Genomic DNA, 15,857 nt, shown 5'->3' with positions numbered 1-15,857 from the left:
AGCCCGAATTCAAAAATTCGAGCTGAATGGGTTTATTATTTTATATAGCTTGAAAAGTCCTTGTGTTCTTCTTTTGAAAGTTCTTCTGGCGATAACGATCTGAAATAATCGTAGGTGATTTTCATTCCTTCAGCACGGCTTACTTTTGCTTCCCAACCCAACAATTCTTTGGCTTTTGTCGTGTCTGGCTGACGCTGCAACGGATCGTTTATCGGCAACGGATGATATACGACTTTCTGGTTTGTTCCAGTCAATTTAATAATTTCTTCCGCAAAATCTTTAATTGTGATTTCGTCTGGATTTCCAATATTTACCGGATACACATAATCTGAATGCAGTAATCTGTAAATGCCTTCTACCTGGTCGTCAACATAACAGAAAGAACGCGTCTGCATTCCGTCTCCAAAAATTGTTAAATCTTCTCCGCGAAGTGCCTGACCAATAAAAGCTGGAATTACACGTCCATCGTTTAGTCGCATTCTTGGACCATAAGTATTAAAAATACGCACAATTCTGGTTTCTACTCCATGAAAAGTATGATATGCCATCGTAATAGATTCCTGAAAACGTTTTGCTTCATCATAAACGCCACGCGGACCAATTGTATTTACGTTTCCATAATATTCTTCTGTCTGTGGGTGCACTAAAGGATCTCCATAAACCTCAGATGTTGAGGCAATCAAAATTCTGGCTTTTTTTACTCGAGCTAATCCTAACAAATTGTGTGTTCCTAGAGATCCAACTTTAAGAGTCTGAATCGGAATTTTTAAATAATCAATCGGACTTGCAGGCGATGCAAAGTGCAATATATAATCTAAATCACCTGGAACATGAACAAACTTGGTAATATCATGATGATAAAACTCAAAGTTTTCTAGTTTGAATAAATGTTCAATATTTTTAAGATCTCCTGTAATCAAGTTATCCATTCCGATAACAAAATATCCTTCTTTGATAAATCTGTCACATAAATGTGATCCTAAAAATCCTGCCGCTCCCGTGATAAGTATTCTTTTCATGATAAATTTTAAAGATGCACAAATATCTGCCTTTTAAATTAGATATAAAACCATAGAATAAAAGAAGTTTTGAGATTTCCGATTACAGTTCATATCAATTTATCTATTTTTACCAAGAATTAAACCAATTGCATTGAAAGTTGTACATATCATAGAAGCCCTTGGTGGAGGCGTATATACTTATTTTAGTGATTTATCAACTTATTTTGGTGAGGATGAAATAAGAAAACGCATAGATACGACCATAATTTACAGTGCAAACCGAAAAGAAATAGACAGGGAAAAAATTAAATCTGATTTTTCGAGCAACATTAATTTAATAGAAGTTAATATGCTGCGAAGCTTTTCGCCTCTTCAAGATTTAAAATCTGTAATTCGGTTAACCAAAGAGCTGAAAAAAATAAATCCCGATGTTATTCATCTTCATTCATCAAAAGCCGGAGTTTTAGGAAGGATTGCCTATTTTTTCCTGTTTAAGAAAAAGAAGCTTTATTATTCTCCGCATGGTTATTCATTTCTTAGAACAGATATTTCAAAATCCATTCGAAAACTATATTGGCTCATAGAAAAAAGCACCCAAGCTTTATTTGGAGGAATTACTATTGCCTGTGGTGATACAGAGTTTGAAATTGCCAAAAAAATCGGTAAATCAGATTTGGTTCGAAATGGTATTGATATTGAGAGTATACGTGAAAGTTTTGTTGAAACTAAAAATGATAAGCTTACTGTAGGAATCTTAGGCAGAATAACGCATCAAAAAAATCCAGTTTTATTTAATGAAATTGCTCTCAATTTTCCTCATTTAAATTTTGTCTGGATTGGAGATGGCGAACTAAATTCTTTACTTACAGCTTCTAATATAAAAATTACAGGATGGTTTTTTGATCGTGAAAGCATTTTGAAAAAATTAAACAGCATTGATGTTTATTTACAAACCTCATTATGGGAAGGATTGCCAATTGCCGTTTTAGAAGCAATGGCTTTAGAAAAACCTGTTATTGCCAGCAATGTAATTGGCAACAAGGATATTGTGCTTCATAATGAAACAGGATTTCTATTTGATGAAATTTCGGAATTAAAACCTTATTTTCAAACTCTTAGCAATTCAGAAAATCGAAATCTTATTGCTAAAAAAGCTTTCAAAAGATGTTCAGAGTTATTCGATAAAAACAAAAACTTTGAAGAATTAGTCGCAATTTACAAGAGCTGATTTTTGCTGCAGCCAATAACTTGAAAAAATGGATAGCCAAAACCCGCTGAAAGCAATTCCATCAAAGCGAAGCAAAAAATCATCCATTAGATTTGATGTAAAAAAGATAATGAAAAACGAAATTATAATAGGATTTCTGAGATCAAATCCCAAGTATCCGATTATAGAAATATAAAATAATACCACCAAAGGCCCAAGAATTCCAAACTTCAATAAAAAATCAAGAAACTGATTGTGAGTTGGAAACTCATATTTAGCCAAAAACTTCTGATTGGTTGCTGCATAATATCTGTTTAGTTCATTTTTTCCGTCTGAAGCGCCCACTCCAAAAGGCAAATTTTTCAACGACAATTCCCAAGCAGATTTCCATATAGAGACTCTGGTAACCAAAGAATTAAAAACTTTAACCTCTGGATGATCAATTTCATCAAGCTTTCCAACTTTGTCCATATATGCAAAACTAACACTTGAATATTTTTCTTTCATGTATGGGTCTTTTTGAACGAATAAGAATAAAACAGCAATTAGCAAAACCAATAAAGGCAGTCCTTTTAAAGCTATTTTTCTAAAATTATCCTGTTTAACAGCATAGAAAAGAACAATCAAAACTCCAATAAAAACATTTACTAAAGCCATTCTAGTATTAACAAACAATACAAAGAAAAAAGAAAGCATAAAGATAATTATCGTTATCGCTTTAAATTTAGACTTTTCATCATCTTTAAAACTCTTAATCACAAAATAAAAAGCAGAAACGGTAACAAAAGCCAAATGCATATTTAATGCTGGAGCATGAATTCCGACACTATTCCCAAATTGATATCCCATTTCCCATAAATGTATGCCATTTAGATATTTATGCATCAAATCTGGATACAAAACGTTGAATCGTATAAAGAAAAAAAGCATTACCAATGTAGTACCGAGAACATAAACCTTTAATAATTTCAAAAAATTTATTCTCTGAAAATTTCCAATTATAAATAGTGGAAAAATTAGCAATGAAGTACTTTTTTCTATTGCTTTTAATCCTTTTGCAAAAGAATCATTATTCCAGAAAAGCAATAGCTCTAAAATTACTGGAGAAGCTATACAAGCCAACAAAATCAATATCTTTTTTGTGTAATGCAGTTTTTTAAAAAAAAATAAGCTAAATGCCGCAAAAATTACAATCACTATAGAACATGGTTTTCTAAAGATCATCAGAATCGCAATCAAGCATAAAAAAATATTGAAGATTTTATTGAAGTTCTTTTCGGAAATGCTCATAGTATAATGCAAAATATATTAATGGGAATATGCCTATTTTATGTCTAATTGCCGAACCCAAATCGGGCTCAAAAACTCCTTGAGTAATAAAAAATGAAAATAAGATGAAAAAGATGAAGAGCTCATACTTATAGTATTTTCGATGCTTAATACATTTAGCAAAACGAACCAATAAAATGTAAAAAAGTAAAAGCTGCCAAATTACAAATAGGACAATTTGAGGCGATAAAATATGTTTTAAACCGTTTATTGGAATATTAACTGTAAAAAAACCGTAAAAAATAGCCACCATTTCCCCATACCAAGTGTCTGGTTTTAAAGGTGGAGTAATCATCGAATTAGCATCTGGAGAGCCCATACGCTCCTTATTAACAACCTCACGGCTCATTTCAGAAAAATATTCCCCTTTTAAAATGCCGTAGCTTAATGATAAAAAGAAGACAATCAATAATCCGTAAAAAATTGTTGATACAATCTTGTTTTTAAAATTGATAAAACTGATCAAATACATTCCACCCGCAATTATTGGAATCAAAGCAAAATAAGGCCTGTATAAAGCACCAAAAAGGATAAAAAGGAATGCGGATAAAAGAACGGTTTTTTGAAAGAAATACGGTTTGTTTTTACACAGAAATATAATGGAAGAAATAAATAAAAAAGTGATAAACTCTTTTGAAGGCATTGCGATAAAAATAGCAATCATAAAAAATCCCAAGTATACGATCGCATTTTTTACATTTATTTTTTCAAAAGAATCCGGAATCCCTATTTTGTACAAAACATACATCAGAATCGGGAATTGTATAAGTGCAATTACTGGAAATGGAAGATAACGTAAACCTGTAACTTTATAAAATAGAATTGTTACTGGATAACTGCCTAAATAGCCTATCTCATTGTATTTATCATAAATTATAATGGCTGAATCATAAAAAAATTTCGGTGGCAAAACAAAAAAAGTACTTAAAGCAACAATCAAATTGGCTATTGCTAAAAGTAAAAATGTCGCTGTACTTTTTTTAATTTTGGTTTGCATACTTAAAATTGATTTTTTCTAATGTAAAAAAATCTTGATTTTGTCTTTTTTATAAATAACAATTGCCGAAATAAAATTCCAGAAAAAGGAACTGCAGAAAAAAGCTGCCGCTGCTCCAGCCATTCCATAAATCGGAATCAAAAAACGATTTAATATAAAGTTAATGATAACGGCTCCTATTAAAATAATTTGAAAAATATGCTGTCGCCCTGTCATATTCAAATACACTGGAGCTGAACCAAATAACGAACAAATTCCTTGGCCAATTATTAAAATCAGAAAGGATTGTTGCGCTATGATATACTGGTGTCCGAACAAGGACAAAACATATTCAGAAAATACACAAATGAGAGTAATAACTGGAAAACTAATGCAAAATATTAAGCGAGCACTATTTTGTAATATTTTTTTTAATTCTATCTTATTCTGATTTGAAAAATACTCTGCAATTTTTGCCGAAACAGTTATGTTTATCGTCAAAATTATTACAGAAACAATTGTCATTATTTTAACTCCAACAGAATAAAAAGCAACAGTTTCATCATTTTGAAACTTTTTCAGAAACATGATGTCAAAAGACATTAATAAAAACATTGCCATCCCGCTTATTGCTATAGGATATGATTTTGTGAAAATCTCTTTTGAAGTAAATAGCTCTTCTTCTGCCCTCTCTGTTTTATTAAAATAAATAACTGTTAAAATAGAACTTATAAGTGCTAAAAAAACAAAGCCAATTAAAAAAACATCAACCAAATAGGTTTCGAAATGCCAATAAAATAAAACGACAGAGCCAATTATCAGCGGAATATATTTGATAATATTTCGAAACAATTCTGCAACATACAGTTTGTCCAATGCTCTGAAAACTTCAGTGTTTAAAAGTGACAATCCATGAAAAAATAATATAGCTGAACTTTTTAAAAGAACGCCATAAACCTCATCGTCTAGAAAATAAGCGTTGATTCTCTTTTTATCAATTAAAAGAAAAACAATTAAAATGAATAATGAGGCTAAAAATAGCATACCCACCATTTTAACATACACTTTTTTCAATTGGCGAAGCTCGTTCTTGCTCGCCAGCCGTCCTTTAAAATATAAAATAGACTGATCAAAACCCAATAAACAGATACTCCCAATAGCTAATAGATAAGAACGCACAAAATCATACTGCCCTACCAATTTTGGACTGTATGATTTTGTTAAAAACACTGTGAAACCAAATAACAAAAGAACTCCAAAAATTCGCAAAGCCAAAGTTCCTAAACTCTGTTTTATGAAGGAGTTTTTCGAAATTTTTTCAAAGATTTTAAGCGTTTTCAATGCTAAATTATTTAACCTGAGCTTTTACAAGCTGGCTGCGATAAAACTTTAGAAACAAACGAATTAAAACGAAAAGAAAAAGAAACATAAGTGGAAACAAAAACTTCAAATTACCATTTGTTATTTTATTGCTATTTATATTCAAAGTCGAATTAATTTCCTTAATTGTTTTATCGTAATTAACTAGTTTCAACCTATATTTTCCTTGATCTATAATTAAATACTGTTTTGTTTTAATAATATCATTGAGCTGCGTATTTTCATTATAGTAAACGAGCTTATCGTTTTTTGACCCATTTTTTACAGTACTTGAGAATCCATTTAAAACTTGATCTATTTGAGCAATGATGGTATCATTCTGAATAATCTGCTGTTCTAGATTTTTATATCCGATTTTTTGAAGCGCCTTAAAATATTCAGAGCTGTTCAAATAATTTAATAATGGTTCTACAATATCTTTTTCATCTGTAATTTTATCGGTTACAAAAGAAATCGAATGAAAAGTATAGTTTTTGCTTGTGACATTATCTTCTAATACTTTTTTGACTTCGCCTACCTCAGCCATTAATTTAATCAGTTCAAAATTCTGCTCTTTGTCCTCAATAAACTTATAAACATCGGCAATAGGCTTAATCTCAATCTTTTTTATTGATTCTGGATTTTGAATTCCTACTTCATTTTTCAAGAAAAGAACATCTCCCGCTTTAATTTTAGATTCTATCAGATTTACTTTAGAATAAAGATAATCGACACTTCCAAAATTTGGAGTCACAATAACCTGATTTTCAAATGATTTTTTATTTGCATCTAAAAACCAGCCCAATCCAAATCCTAAAACAATTAAAACTAAAACAATAATCCAATTGCGAACAAAGAAATGAATCGATCTAAAAATCATGGCATTAATTCTATCAAAAAAACTACCAATGCTTTTTGAAAGCTGAAAAATATCAATTTCCTGTTCTGAATTATCCTGCGGTACTTTTGTACTCATTTACAATTTATTTTATATTGAAAATCTGCTCTAAAATTTTAATAGTAATTAAGTAAGTAGGTTTAACCCCAGTTGTTCCCAATCCGCCCGAAGCTAATGTACTTCCAGTTTCCAGAGGGTTGTCTGAAGCATAATAAGCGTAGCGAACTTTAATATCGTGAGGCACGCTTTTTCTAATTTTTGATGCTGACTGAATTGCTTTTTGGTAATAAGATCCTTCCATTTCAAGGCCAATTACACCCCAAGTCGATTCATGGAAAAACTTCAATAAATCTCTGTTTTGCAATGAAGTTCCAAGAACGGTAACCATTGCTCCTTCATAAATATCTATATCATTTCCCTCAAACATAGCGCCTGTCAATTCATTTTCAAAGAAATAATTATCGGCGGTTCCTTCGTTGATATGCGCAGACGGAATCATGATGTCTCCTTTTCCGCCTTCTAGAATTCCAGCTTTACCCATTATAGAAACCGATTTTACATTTAGCAAAGTTTCTTTTTTAAATGGTTTCAAAAGTTCATCTATAGTTTCGTAAGCCTGCTCCCCAAAAGCATAGTCCATTACGATTATAACTGGTTTTTCTTCGCCTACATTAGCGTGCGAAAAAGCTGTTTTTGACCAATCAATTTTAGCTGTATCAAAAATCTGAACGTCGATATTGGTTCCTGAACAATCTGGCAGCGAAATCATTCCGTTTTTTAAAGCCAAATCTTCAACCTGAGCTCTAATTTCTTTTGAACCCGATCCGCTTAATTCTTCATAAATAAAGAAATCTGTTTTTCCTTTATATTTTGTTTTTAACAATGGCGTTGCAAAAATCGAATTCATCACACTGTGCATATTAGCACTAATCACGTGAATTGGTCTTTTCAGCAAATCGTTTGCTTTTAGGACTTCTTTTATATTTGTTGCCCAAATCTCTCCGTGAATATGATGTCCTAATCTTTCGCGCAAAACGGGACTAAAAGTAATGGTTCTTTTGTTGTTTTCAACAATTTCTTCAATCGCCAATTTTCCTAACCAATAAATAACGTGCAAGAAACGATCTGGCGCAGATTCAGAACCAAAAGCGTCGTATATATCTAAAACTTCTTCAAAAGTTCTAGCTAAAATATTGGCTACGTGCGAAATTGCTTTTTCTTTTTCAATCTGTGTCAGCTTTTTGGTCTGCATGACAGCCTGTTCCAATTTCTGCCAATCACGCGAAACTTCTCCTCCATCATCTATTAAAACTCTATTTTTAATTTTATGAGATTCAATAAAAATAAAAGTCAAATGTGTCAGAATATCATAAATGTCAGAACGTCCGCGAGTGATTTCAACGTTCATTTGCTCTTCGTCAATTCTGTAGCAGTTTCTTCTTCTTTTTGGAGGAACAATTGGCTGAAAATGCGATTTTGAATATCCTTCGTCTGAAGTTAAATTGATAAAACGGCACTGCTCTATTCCTATTGGAAGACGTTCAATAACGTACAAAAGTCCGTTAAGTTCAACTTTTTCTTCGGCGATATTTCCATAGATTTCTGGACGCAAAGCCAATAATGATTCACGTAAGCTGTCACCCGAAACACCCATCGGTTTGTAAAAACCACGGTTGAATAAATGACGCATTGTAATGTACATTTTCTCTATCGCTGCAGAAGATTCCTGTGCTCTAGATCTTGATATATGTTTAGTTTCTTTCATGTTTTTTGTATTTTTAAAATAATCCTCATTTTTAAAGAGGATATGAATATTTCAATAAACGAAAGTAGGAATTATATACATAACTTTAATAAATTCTCATTTAACAAATTGTTAGACGGTCTTTTTAAAAAAGCCAAACTCTACTTCAAATTATCCGCAATCTTTCTATCATTTGATAATCTCGGAATTTTATTCTGCCCGCCCAATTTTCCCTGCGATTTCATGTAATCTTGGAATCCGTTTTTAGAAACTTTTGTGATAACTACTTTTCTTAAAACATTTCCTGTAATCAAATCATCGTAATAAATATTTTGTTTTCGCATCGAATTGTCGATAGTTTCAGCAAAAGCCTCCATGTTTTCGGGCTCTTTTTCAAATTCGATGAGCCATTCGTGATACGGCAAACCGCTGGCAGGCGTAATTTGCGGAGCGACTGTAAATTCGTTAATAACGATATTGGTTGAATTTACAGCTTCTTTCATCGCATTTTCTACTTCATTGGCAATAACGTGTTCTCCAAAAGCCGAAATATAATGTTTGATACGTCCAGAAACTATAACACGATACGGTTCCAAAGATGTAAATTGAACGGTATCTCCAATATTATAGCGCCATAGACCGGCATTGGTAGAAATAATCAAAACATAATTTACGCCAAGTTCAACTTCACCAATTGTAAGTACTTTAGGGTTCTGATTAAAAAATTCGTCTGCTTTAATAAACTCATAGAAAATACCAGAATTCAAAAGTAGCAGCATTCCTTTTTCTTTCTGCGAATCCTGATAAGCAAAAAATCCTTCAGAAGCAGGAAACAATTCGATACTGTCTACTTTTTTGCCAATCATCTGCTCAAATTTTGCACGGTACGGCTCGTAATTAACACCTCCGTAGATAAACAGATTAAAGTTTTTGAATATTTCGCCAATCTTTTTTCCACCGCTTTTTTGCTGTAAACGCTCAAAATACATCTGCACCCAAGAAGGTATTCCCGAAATAACCGACATATCTTCTTTTATCGTCTCGTCTACAATGGCATCTACTTTGGTTTCCCAATCTTCTATACAATTGGTTTCCCAAGATGGCATTCTATTTTTCTGCAGATATTTAGGAACAAAATGTGCCACAATTCCTGAAAGACGTCCAAATTTAATTCCGTATTTCTCAGTAAGAATGGGACTTCCCTGCAAAAAAATCATTTTTCCGTCTACAAAATCGGCTTTTCCAGTTTCATGAATGTAATGCAGAATTGCATTTCGCGCCGCTTCGATATGATAAGGCATCGATTCTTTTGTCAGCGGAATAAATTTTGCGCCCGAGGTTGTTCCCGAGGTTTTGGCAAAATATAATGGTTTTCCTCTCCAGAGAATATCCGATTCGCCTTTTACAACCTTTTCAACATAAGGTTTTAAGTCTTCGTAATCTCTTACAGGAACAAATTTCTGAAAATCTTCAAAAGTTTTTATCTGATTAAAATGATGATCTTTCCCAAATTCGGTGTTTTTTGCATTTTCTATCAAACTTTTAAAAACTTCCTGCTGGGTTTCAACTGGTTTGTTAGCCCATTTAAGCGTTTGCTTATATATTTTTCTGGCAAATATTTTTGCCGCAATTGACTTAATTGACATTTTCAGTGGTCTTATTTTTTATCACTTTTCTTTTTGTCTTGAGATTTGGCCTTCAGTTCTTTTTCTGTTTCGGCCACTTCTTCTCTTAGTTTTATTTCAGCATCAGATGCTTTCATATTTAAATCTGAAGCATCTTCAACAGATTCTGCTAATATAGAATCTTTATTAAATTTTGAATATTCTAATTCTCCCTTTAAAACTTTCTGAATTCCTTTTATATAAACTTCATTCTGTTTCAAAGCCGTTTCTAAAGAATCTGATTTAATAGCCAGTCTAGTAGCATTTCGTTTCAATTCTGTAGAAGAATATCCTGGAATAAATTCGCGAAGCGGTGTAAAGGCAATGATAAAAGTAGTAACTAAAATTAGAAATATTCCGCCCAAAGTAAACGTTACAAAGACATTCATTAAAGTAAGCCTAAAAGAAAATATCTCTTCAAAAGTGTCTTCATTTAAAATTACTAATCGGTTTTTAATGAACAGTTTTTTTCTAAAATTCTTTTTCTTTTTTTGAGTCATTATCCTTCTTTATGCTAGCAAATATAATAATTAATCATCATGATATTTAGTCGAAAAATTTCATGAAGAGCTATAATTTACGATTTTATAAAATATTTAACGCGGTCTAATACGAATATTTTAAACTAAAAATACTTCTATTTCGTATATTTCTATATACCTTTGCGGAATAATTAAGAAAAACAATTTGCTTCGGCATTAAATATATTAGTCATGGGAAGATTAGGTCTTACAGAAATCCTTGTTATCGTAGGTATTGTGATATTACTTTTTGGAGGTAAAAAAATTCCAGAATTAATGAAAGGTTTAGGAAGTGGAATTAAGGAATTTAAAAACGCTGCTAAAGACGATCAACCTGCTGCTTCTAAAAAACAAGAGGAAGAAACAAAATAAGAAATTCGAAAAATTAAAATCCCAAACTGCAATGTAGTTTGGGATTTTTTTTGCCTTTTACTAAAAACTAATATTCCTTGAATTCATTCTTAACGGCACATTTTATCATGGATGACCATTCTGAATGTTCTTGTTGAGCATTATTAATTATATTTTTAAGTCCATTTAAAACTTCAATCCCTTCAAAATCTAACTCTCCTTTTTTTTCTAATAATTTTATTGTTTGATAAATTTTTGCTTTCTCCTGATAGTAAATTTCTCTTTCTTCAAAAAGTCTATTAATTCTAATTTTATGTTTTTTAGAATAATCTATTCCAAATTCTTTTCCATGTTCAAGTGAACCGAAACCTAAATAAGCAATTGTTTTTTTTCCTTTTTCAGTTTTTCCAAATGGTATACTTTCTCTATATTCTATTTCATTTTCGGGATCATCATTTGAAGGATGAATAAATAAAGAACTTTCATTCCTAATATTAAAATCATTCACTTGAGCCCTTGTATTCTCGTCTACTATTGGAAAAAAATCATTCTTAAAAATCTGATTACAAACCTGGCAAGCCAAAAATAAATTATCCCAATCATACGCTAGCCAAAAATAGCCAGGATACATACTTTTACCTTTAAAAACGGATGAATAAGCAGCTTTTGGCCTAAAATGTTCTACGTCACTATTACTTCTGGTACTCTTAGTTTCACAGTAGCAACATTTATTTTTTTGAATACAATCTAAGGTTTCTCTAACAATGTCTGAATTATAAATCGTACTTAAAGCTTCAAATTTTAATTCCCCTGAATCATATTTTAATTTATTTTTCAAATATTCATCTCTATCTATTTTAGTTTGAACTGAGCCATTTTTCATTAATTTTTCAGGAGCCTCAGACTTAATAATTTTTATCATATAAAACTATTTTTTTAATAAGTCCGCTGCTTTTTTAATTAATTCTTCAGCATTGATTGCTTCTTTAGATGAAAAAACCGGACTATTACTAAGTTTTTGATTTATAAAATCTAATCTTTGCTTATCAGAATCAGTCAATTCACCTTTTAAAAGAATACTCGTTTTTTCATTTCTTATTTCTTCAAATAAAATGGATTGAGAACTGCTTAATTCAAATAAATCAGAAGTTAAAATTTGATCTATTCTCCATCCTTTTACTTCATCTGGATTATTATCAATAATTACTTTATCACCCTCTTTTCTACAAACTACAATATTTGCTTTTTTATCTAATGCCGCTTGTACAATCAATGGGCTATGAGATGTTGCAATAAATTGTGCTTTAGGAAAATGTTGAGATAGTTTATCAATTACTGTTCGTTGCCATTTCGGATGCAAATGCAAATCTATCTCATCAATTAAAATAATTACAGGTTCTTCTAATGGATTATTACTTTTTGGATATTGTTCCATCATTTTGGAGGCTATATCAACAATTAAGGCAGTAAGAGTTTGATAACCAAAACTTAGGTTTCTTAAACTTACCCAACCATAAGAAGTTTGTACTTCTAAAATAGGCTTGGAATTATTTTCATCAATAGGCTTGGATTGAATATCCGAAACATCTGGTAAAATATCAATCAAAATTGATTTTACCTTATTAAAATCAGTTTCGAATTTTTCTTTTGCTAATCCTTCAGATTTGATTGATGCCCATTCTTTTTGCAAAAACCATTCTTCAGCATTTATTAATTCTATAGAATCATTAAAAAGAGAAGTGATTTTATTTTCATTTATCTCTTTAGAAGATATGTTTTGGTTTTTACTCATTCTTCTAGATGCACCATATGACAGAAGAAAAACATTTGATATTAATAAACTATATGCCTTAATTGCATCATCAGTTATAGATACTGTATTTGGAATTATTCCTTCAGCATTATTAAAAATTGAAAGTTTTACTTTAGCTGTTTCTGGTAAAAGTCCTTTTTTAACATAATTGTCGTATGTAGCAATAGGTATCTTTAATAGTTTTTGATTATCACTGCCTTTAATTAAAAAATCATGATATGGCTGTATTCTGTCTAAAACTCTTAATAAAGTAGTTTTTCCTGTACCATTGTCTCCTAAAATAATTGTCCACTGAGAATAAGTGCCCTTTCCATCTGATAAATCTAAAGTTTGCTTGTCCTTAAAGCAGTTAAACATTTCTAATTCTAAAGAATAGAAATAAGAATGCTCATTATTTTCCTGTTCTACTACTTTTTTCTTTTTCATTTGATTTTTCAATTATTCACAAAAATACGAAGATTTTCAATTACAAAATCATCGTCAGCTGAATTCTCTTTCTATCCTCATCAACCTCAGTCACTTTCACATCAACGTGCTGGTGCAGTTTTACCACTTCGTTTACATCGCTCACATAACCCGATTTTAGCTGCGAAATGTGAACTAAACCGCTTTCTTTAATTCCGATATCAACAAAACAGCCAAAATTGGTGATGTTATTCACAATTCCTGGTAAAATCATTCCGGTTTTCAAATCTTTGATTGATTTTACGTTGGCATCAAATTCAAAAACCTTGGCCGACTTTCTTGGATCCAATCCTGGCTTTTCAAGCTCTTTTATGATATCTTTTAGCGTAAGTAAACCAATTTCAGGCGTAACATACTTTTCGGGCTTAATAAGCGCTGTTTTTTCTTTATTGGCAATTAATTCGTTTAGAGAAATATTCAAATCTTTAGCCATCTTCTCAACAACAGGATAAGCTTCTGGGTGCACCGCCGAATTATCCAGCGGGTTTTTAGCATTTGTAATTCTAATAAACGCTGCTCCTTGCTGATAGGCTTTGTCTCCTAAACGAGGCACTTTTTTCAGCTGTTTCCTATCTTCAAAAGGCCCGTTTTCAGAACGATATTGTACGATGTTTTCAGCCAGCTTCTCCCCGATTCCACTCACATAACTTAGCAAATGTTTACTTGCCGTGTTAATATTGATTCCAACCGAGTTTACGCAACGAATAACCGTGCTGTCCAATTCTTCTTTTAATTTTGTTTGGTCAACATCATGCTGATACTGCCCTACTCCAATTGCTTTCGGGTCGATTTTTACCAATTCTGCCAAAGGATCTGAAAGTCGTCGCCCGATAGAAACCGAACCGCGAACCGTTACATCATAATTAGGAAATTCTTCTCTTGCAATTTTTGAAGCCGAATACACTGAAGCTCCTGCCTCAGAAACCACAAAAACCTGAACTGGTTTATCGAACGCGATTTTTTTGATAAAAAATTCAGTTTCTCTTGAAGCAGTTCCGTTCCCGATAGAAATGGCATCAATTTGATACGCATTTACCATCGAACGGATTTTTTTTATTGCCATTGTTTCCTCGTTTTGAGGCGCGTGCGGATAAATAGTTTCGTTGTATAATAAATCTCCTTTTTCGTCCAGACAAACTACTTTGCAACCGCTTCTAAATCCCGGATCGATTGCCAAAATACGTTTTTCTCCCAATGGAGGAGCCAGTAATAACTGACCTAAATTGTTAGCAAAAACCTGAATAGAGTTCGCATCTGCTTTTGCTTTTGCTTCCTGCAAGGTTTCGTTTCCAATTGCAGGGTTCAATAAACGTTTGTAGCTATCTTCAATTGCTAATTGCAAATGTGCCGTTGTATTATTTTGTTTTTTAATGATGATTTCGTCAATAACATCGTAAGCATCGTCGATATCAACATCTATCTTCATTTTAATAAAACCTTCATTTTCTGCACGGAGCATTGCTAACAAACGGTGAGCAGGTGCTTTTGTTAACGGCTCTTCCCAATCAAAATATTGGTTGAATTTTTGTGCTCCTTCTTCTTCAGCCTTCTTTTTAACCACTTTTGTAGCAATGGTTGCCTTACGCTGAAACAATCTTCTTAATTGTTTACGAACATAAATATTTTCGTTAATCCATTCGGCTACAATATCTCTCGCACCTTGAATAGCAGCTTCTTCGTTTACAACATTTTCATTGATGTATTGTGTCGAAATAAAGTCAATATCAGCATCACTTTCAGAGATAATCAATTTAGCCAAGGGCTCAAGACCAAATTCTCGTGCCACATCGGCTTTTGTTTTTTTCTTCTTTTTGTATGGAAGGTAAAAATCTTCTATTTCCTGTAAATCAAAACTGTCTTCAATTTTTTTCTTCAAATCTGGCGTAAGCGCTTTTTGCTCTTCAATAGATTTTAAAACGGCTTCTTTACGTTTTATAAGTGTATCATAATCTTTTTGAAGCTTTGCAATCTGCTCAATTACAGTTTCATCAAGATTTCCTGTGGCGTCTTTTCTATATCGCGAAATAAACGGAATGGTACAGTCTTCCTCTAATAATTTTACTGTGTTTTGAATACTTACTGCAGGCGCCTGAACAGACTTGGCAATGAATTGAATATTAGTCATACTTTTTAATGAAATGATTTTCTTACTTAAAAATGATATAATTTACTTGTTAAAGCATTTCTGCAAAACGTAAATCATTCGGCTAAAATAATATCTTTGTTTTTAATTTTAAGCCTATGGAAATTTTATTGCTATATTTTTTATTGATAAATGTTCTCGTTTTTATTTTTGCAGGATATGACAAATCTCAAGCCCGAAAAAATAACCGACGTGTTCCTGAAAAAACCTTGTTTCTCATGGCTTTAACTGGAGGATCTCCAGGGTTATTAACAGCAATGCTCTTATTTAAACATAAAACGAGTAAAACTTCTTTTATTGTAAAGTTTGCTCTGATTTTAGCTATTCAAACTGCACTTATAATAGCTTACTTAAACTATAAAAAGTAGATATTAACATTGTTAATA

Annotated in this window: 14 protein-coding genes; 3 read left to right on the top strand and 11 right to left on the bottom strand. The window is 31.9% G+C overall.

Annotation, left to right across the window (positions count from 1 at the left end; all coding sequences use genetic code 11):
- Window positions 1-35: 35 nt before the first annotated feature.
- The gene (locus tag N4T20_RS04885; RefSeq protein ID WP_260671977.1) at window positions 36-1,019 is read right to left on the bottom strand and encodes a UDP-glucuronic acid decarboxylase family protein; all 984 of its coding nucleotides are present in this window, start codon (window positions 1,017-1,019) and stop codon (window positions 36-38) included.
- A gap of 133 nt (window positions 1,020-1,152) precedes the next feature.
- On the opposite strand from N4T20_RS04885, the gene N4T20_RS04880 reads away from it, so the two are divergent.
- The gene (locus tag N4T20_RS04880) at window positions 1,153-2,229 is read left to right on the top strand and encodes a glycosyltransferase (protein ID WP_260671976.1); all 1,077 of its coding nucleotides are present in this window, start codon (window positions 1,153-1,155) and stop codon (window positions 2,227-2,229) included.
- Here N4T20_RS04880 and N4T20_RS04875 read toward each other — a convergent pair.
- The 7 genes from N4T20_RS04875 to N4T20_RS04845 form a co-directional block, all read right to left on the bottom strand.
- On the bottom strand, window positions 2,206-3,333 hold the full coding sequence (locus tag N4T20_RS04875) for an O-antigen ligase family protein (RefSeq protein ID WP_260671975.1): 1,128 nt from the start codon (window positions 3,331-3,333) through the stop codon (window positions 2,206-2,208). The two genes, N4T20_RS04880 and N4T20_RS04875, sit on opposite strands and share 24 nt — an antisense overlap.
- Before the next feature lie 136 nt (window positions 3,334-3,469).
- The gene (locus N4T20_RS04870) at window positions 3,470-4,534 is read right to left on the bottom strand and encodes a hypothetical protein (protein ID WP_260671974.1); all 1,065 of its coding nucleotides are present in this window, start codon (window positions 4,532-4,534) and stop codon (window positions 3,470-3,472) included.
- An 18-nt stretch (window positions 4,535-4,552) separates the two neighbouring features.
- Entirely contained in the window at window positions 4,553-5,854 is a 1,302-nt protein-coding gene (locus N4T20_RS04865) for an MATE family efflux transporter (protein WP_260671973.1), read from the bottom strand.
- A 7-nt stretch (window positions 5,855-5,861) separates the two neighbouring features.
- The gene (locus tag N4T20_RS04860; RefSeq protein ID WP_260671972.1) at window positions 5,862-6,848 is read right to left on the bottom strand and encodes a hypothetical protein; all 987 of its coding nucleotides are present in this window, start codon (window positions 6,846-6,848) and stop codon (window positions 5,862-5,864) included.
- Between the two features lie 7 nt (window positions 6,849-6,855).
- Window positions 6,856-8,535: a DUF6909 family protein gene (locus tag N4T20_RS04855; RefSeq protein ID WP_260671971.1), complete on the bottom strand. Its 1,680-nt coding sequence runs from the start codon at window positions 8,533-8,535 to the stop codon at window positions 6,856-6,858.
- A gap of 140 nt (window positions 8,536-8,675) precedes the next feature.
- A complete protein-coding gene (locus N4T20_RS04850; protein ID WP_260671970.1) occupies window positions 8,676-10,160 on the bottom strand; it encodes a GH3 auxin-responsive promoter family protein in 1,485 nt (494 codons plus the stop codon).
- Window positions 10,161-10,171: 11 nt separating this feature from the next.
- Window positions 10,172-10,678, bottom strand: a complete 507-nt coding sequence (locus N4T20_RS04845; protein WP_260671969.1) for a peptidase — start codon at window positions 10,676-10,678, stop codon at window positions 10,172-10,174.
- Between the two features lie 213 nt (window positions 10,679-10,891).
- Here N4T20_RS04845 and N4T20_RS04840 point away from each other — a divergent pair, with 213 nt between their 5' ends.
- Window positions 10,892-11,071 (top strand): twin-arginine translocase TatA/TatE family subunit, encoded by a 180-nt coding sequence (locus tag N4T20_RS04840; RefSeq protein WP_008465789.1) that lies wholly within the window; start codon window positions 10,892-10,894, stop codon window positions 11,069-11,071.
- 67 nt (window positions 11,072-11,138) lie between these two features.
- Here the strand turns inward: N4T20_RS04840 and N4T20_RS04835 are convergent, their stop codons facing one another.
- From N4T20_RS04835 to N4T20_RS04825, 3 genes are read right to left on the bottom strand one after another with little or no spacing between them, the layout of a single operon-like run.
- A complete protein-coding gene (locus N4T20_RS04835) occupies window positions 11,139-11,972 on the bottom strand; it encodes a hypothetical protein (protein ID WP_260671968.1) in 834 nt (277 codons plus the stop codon).
- Window positions 11,973-11,978: 6 nt separating this feature from the next.
- Window positions 11,979-13,289 (bottom strand): AAA family ATPase, encoded by a 1,311-nt coding sequence (locus N4T20_RS04830; protein WP_260671967.1) that lies wholly within the window; start codon window positions 13,287-13,289, stop codon window positions 11,979-11,981.
- A gap of 40 nt (window positions 13,290-13,329) precedes the next feature.
- The gene (locus N4T20_RS04825) at window positions 13,330-15,453 is read right to left on the bottom strand and encodes a Tex family protein (RefSeq protein ID WP_260671966.1); all 2,124 of its coding nucleotides are present in this window, start codon (window positions 15,451-15,453) and stop codon (window positions 13,330-13,332) included.
- Window positions 15,454-15,569: 116 nt separating this feature from the next.
- Here N4T20_RS04825 and N4T20_RS04820 point away from each other — a divergent pair, with 116 nt between their 5' ends.
- The gene (locus tag N4T20_RS04820) at window positions 15,570-15,839 is read left to right on the top strand and encodes a DUF1294 domain-containing protein (protein ID WP_260671965.1); all 270 of its coding nucleotides are present in this window, start codon (window positions 15,570-15,572) and stop codon (window positions 15,837-15,839) included.
- Window positions 15,840-15,857 lie beyond the last annotated feature (18 nt).

The sequence above is a fragment of the Flavobacterium sp. TR2 genome (genome assembly GCF_025252405.1).
Lineage (GTDB): Bacteria > Bacteroidota > Bacteroidia > Flavobacteriales > Flavobacteriaceae > Flavobacterium.
This window is presented reverse-complemented; position numbering and strand designations above follow the sequence as displayed.

Bases quoted from the DNA above. Each gene is read 5' to 3' on its own strand.
- N4T20_RS04885 (WP_260671977.1), bottom strand. From the start codon at position 1,019: ATGAAAAGAATACTTATCACGGGAGCGGCAGGATTTTTAGGATCACAT.
- N4T20_RS04820 (WP_260671965.1), top strand. From the start codon at position 15,570: ATGGAAATTTTATTGCTATATTTTTTATTGATAAATGTTCTCGTTTTT.
- N4T20_RS04860 (WP_260671972.1), bottom strand. From the start codon at position 6,848: ATGAGTACAAAAGTACCGCAGGATAATTCAGAACAGGAAATTGATATT.
- N4T20_RS04870 (WP_260671974.1), bottom strand. From the start codon at position 4,534: ATGCAAACCAAAATTAAAAAAAGTACAGCGACATTTTTACTTTTAGCA.
- N4T20_RS04825 (WP_260671966.1), bottom strand. From the start codon at position 15,453: ATGACTAATATTCAATTCATTGCCAAGTCTGTTCAGGCGCCTGCAGTA.
- N4T20_RS04845 (WP_260671969.1), bottom strand. From the start codon at position 10,678: ATGACTCAAAAAAAGAAAAAGAATTTTAGAAAAAAACTGTTCATTAAA.
- N4T20_RS04850 (WP_260671970.1), bottom strand. From the start codon at position 10,160: ATGTCAATTAAGTCAATTGCGGCAAAAATATTTGCCAGAAAAATATAT.
- N4T20_RS04855 (WP_260671971.1), bottom strand. From the start codon at position 8,535: ATGAAAGAAACTAAACATATATCAAGATCTAGAGCACAGGAATCTTCT.
- N4T20_RS04840 (WP_008465789.1), top strand. From the start codon at position 10,892: ATGGGAAGATTAGGTCTTACAGAAATCCTTGTTATCGTAGGTATTGTG.
- N4T20_RS04835 (WP_260671968.1), bottom strand. From the start codon at position 11,972: ATGATAAAAATTATTAAGTCTGAGGCTCCTGAAAAATTAATGAAAAAT.
- N4T20_RS04830 (WP_260671967.1), bottom strand. From the start codon at position 13,289: ATGAAAAAGAAAAAAGTAGTAGAACAGGAAAATAATGAGCATTCTTAT.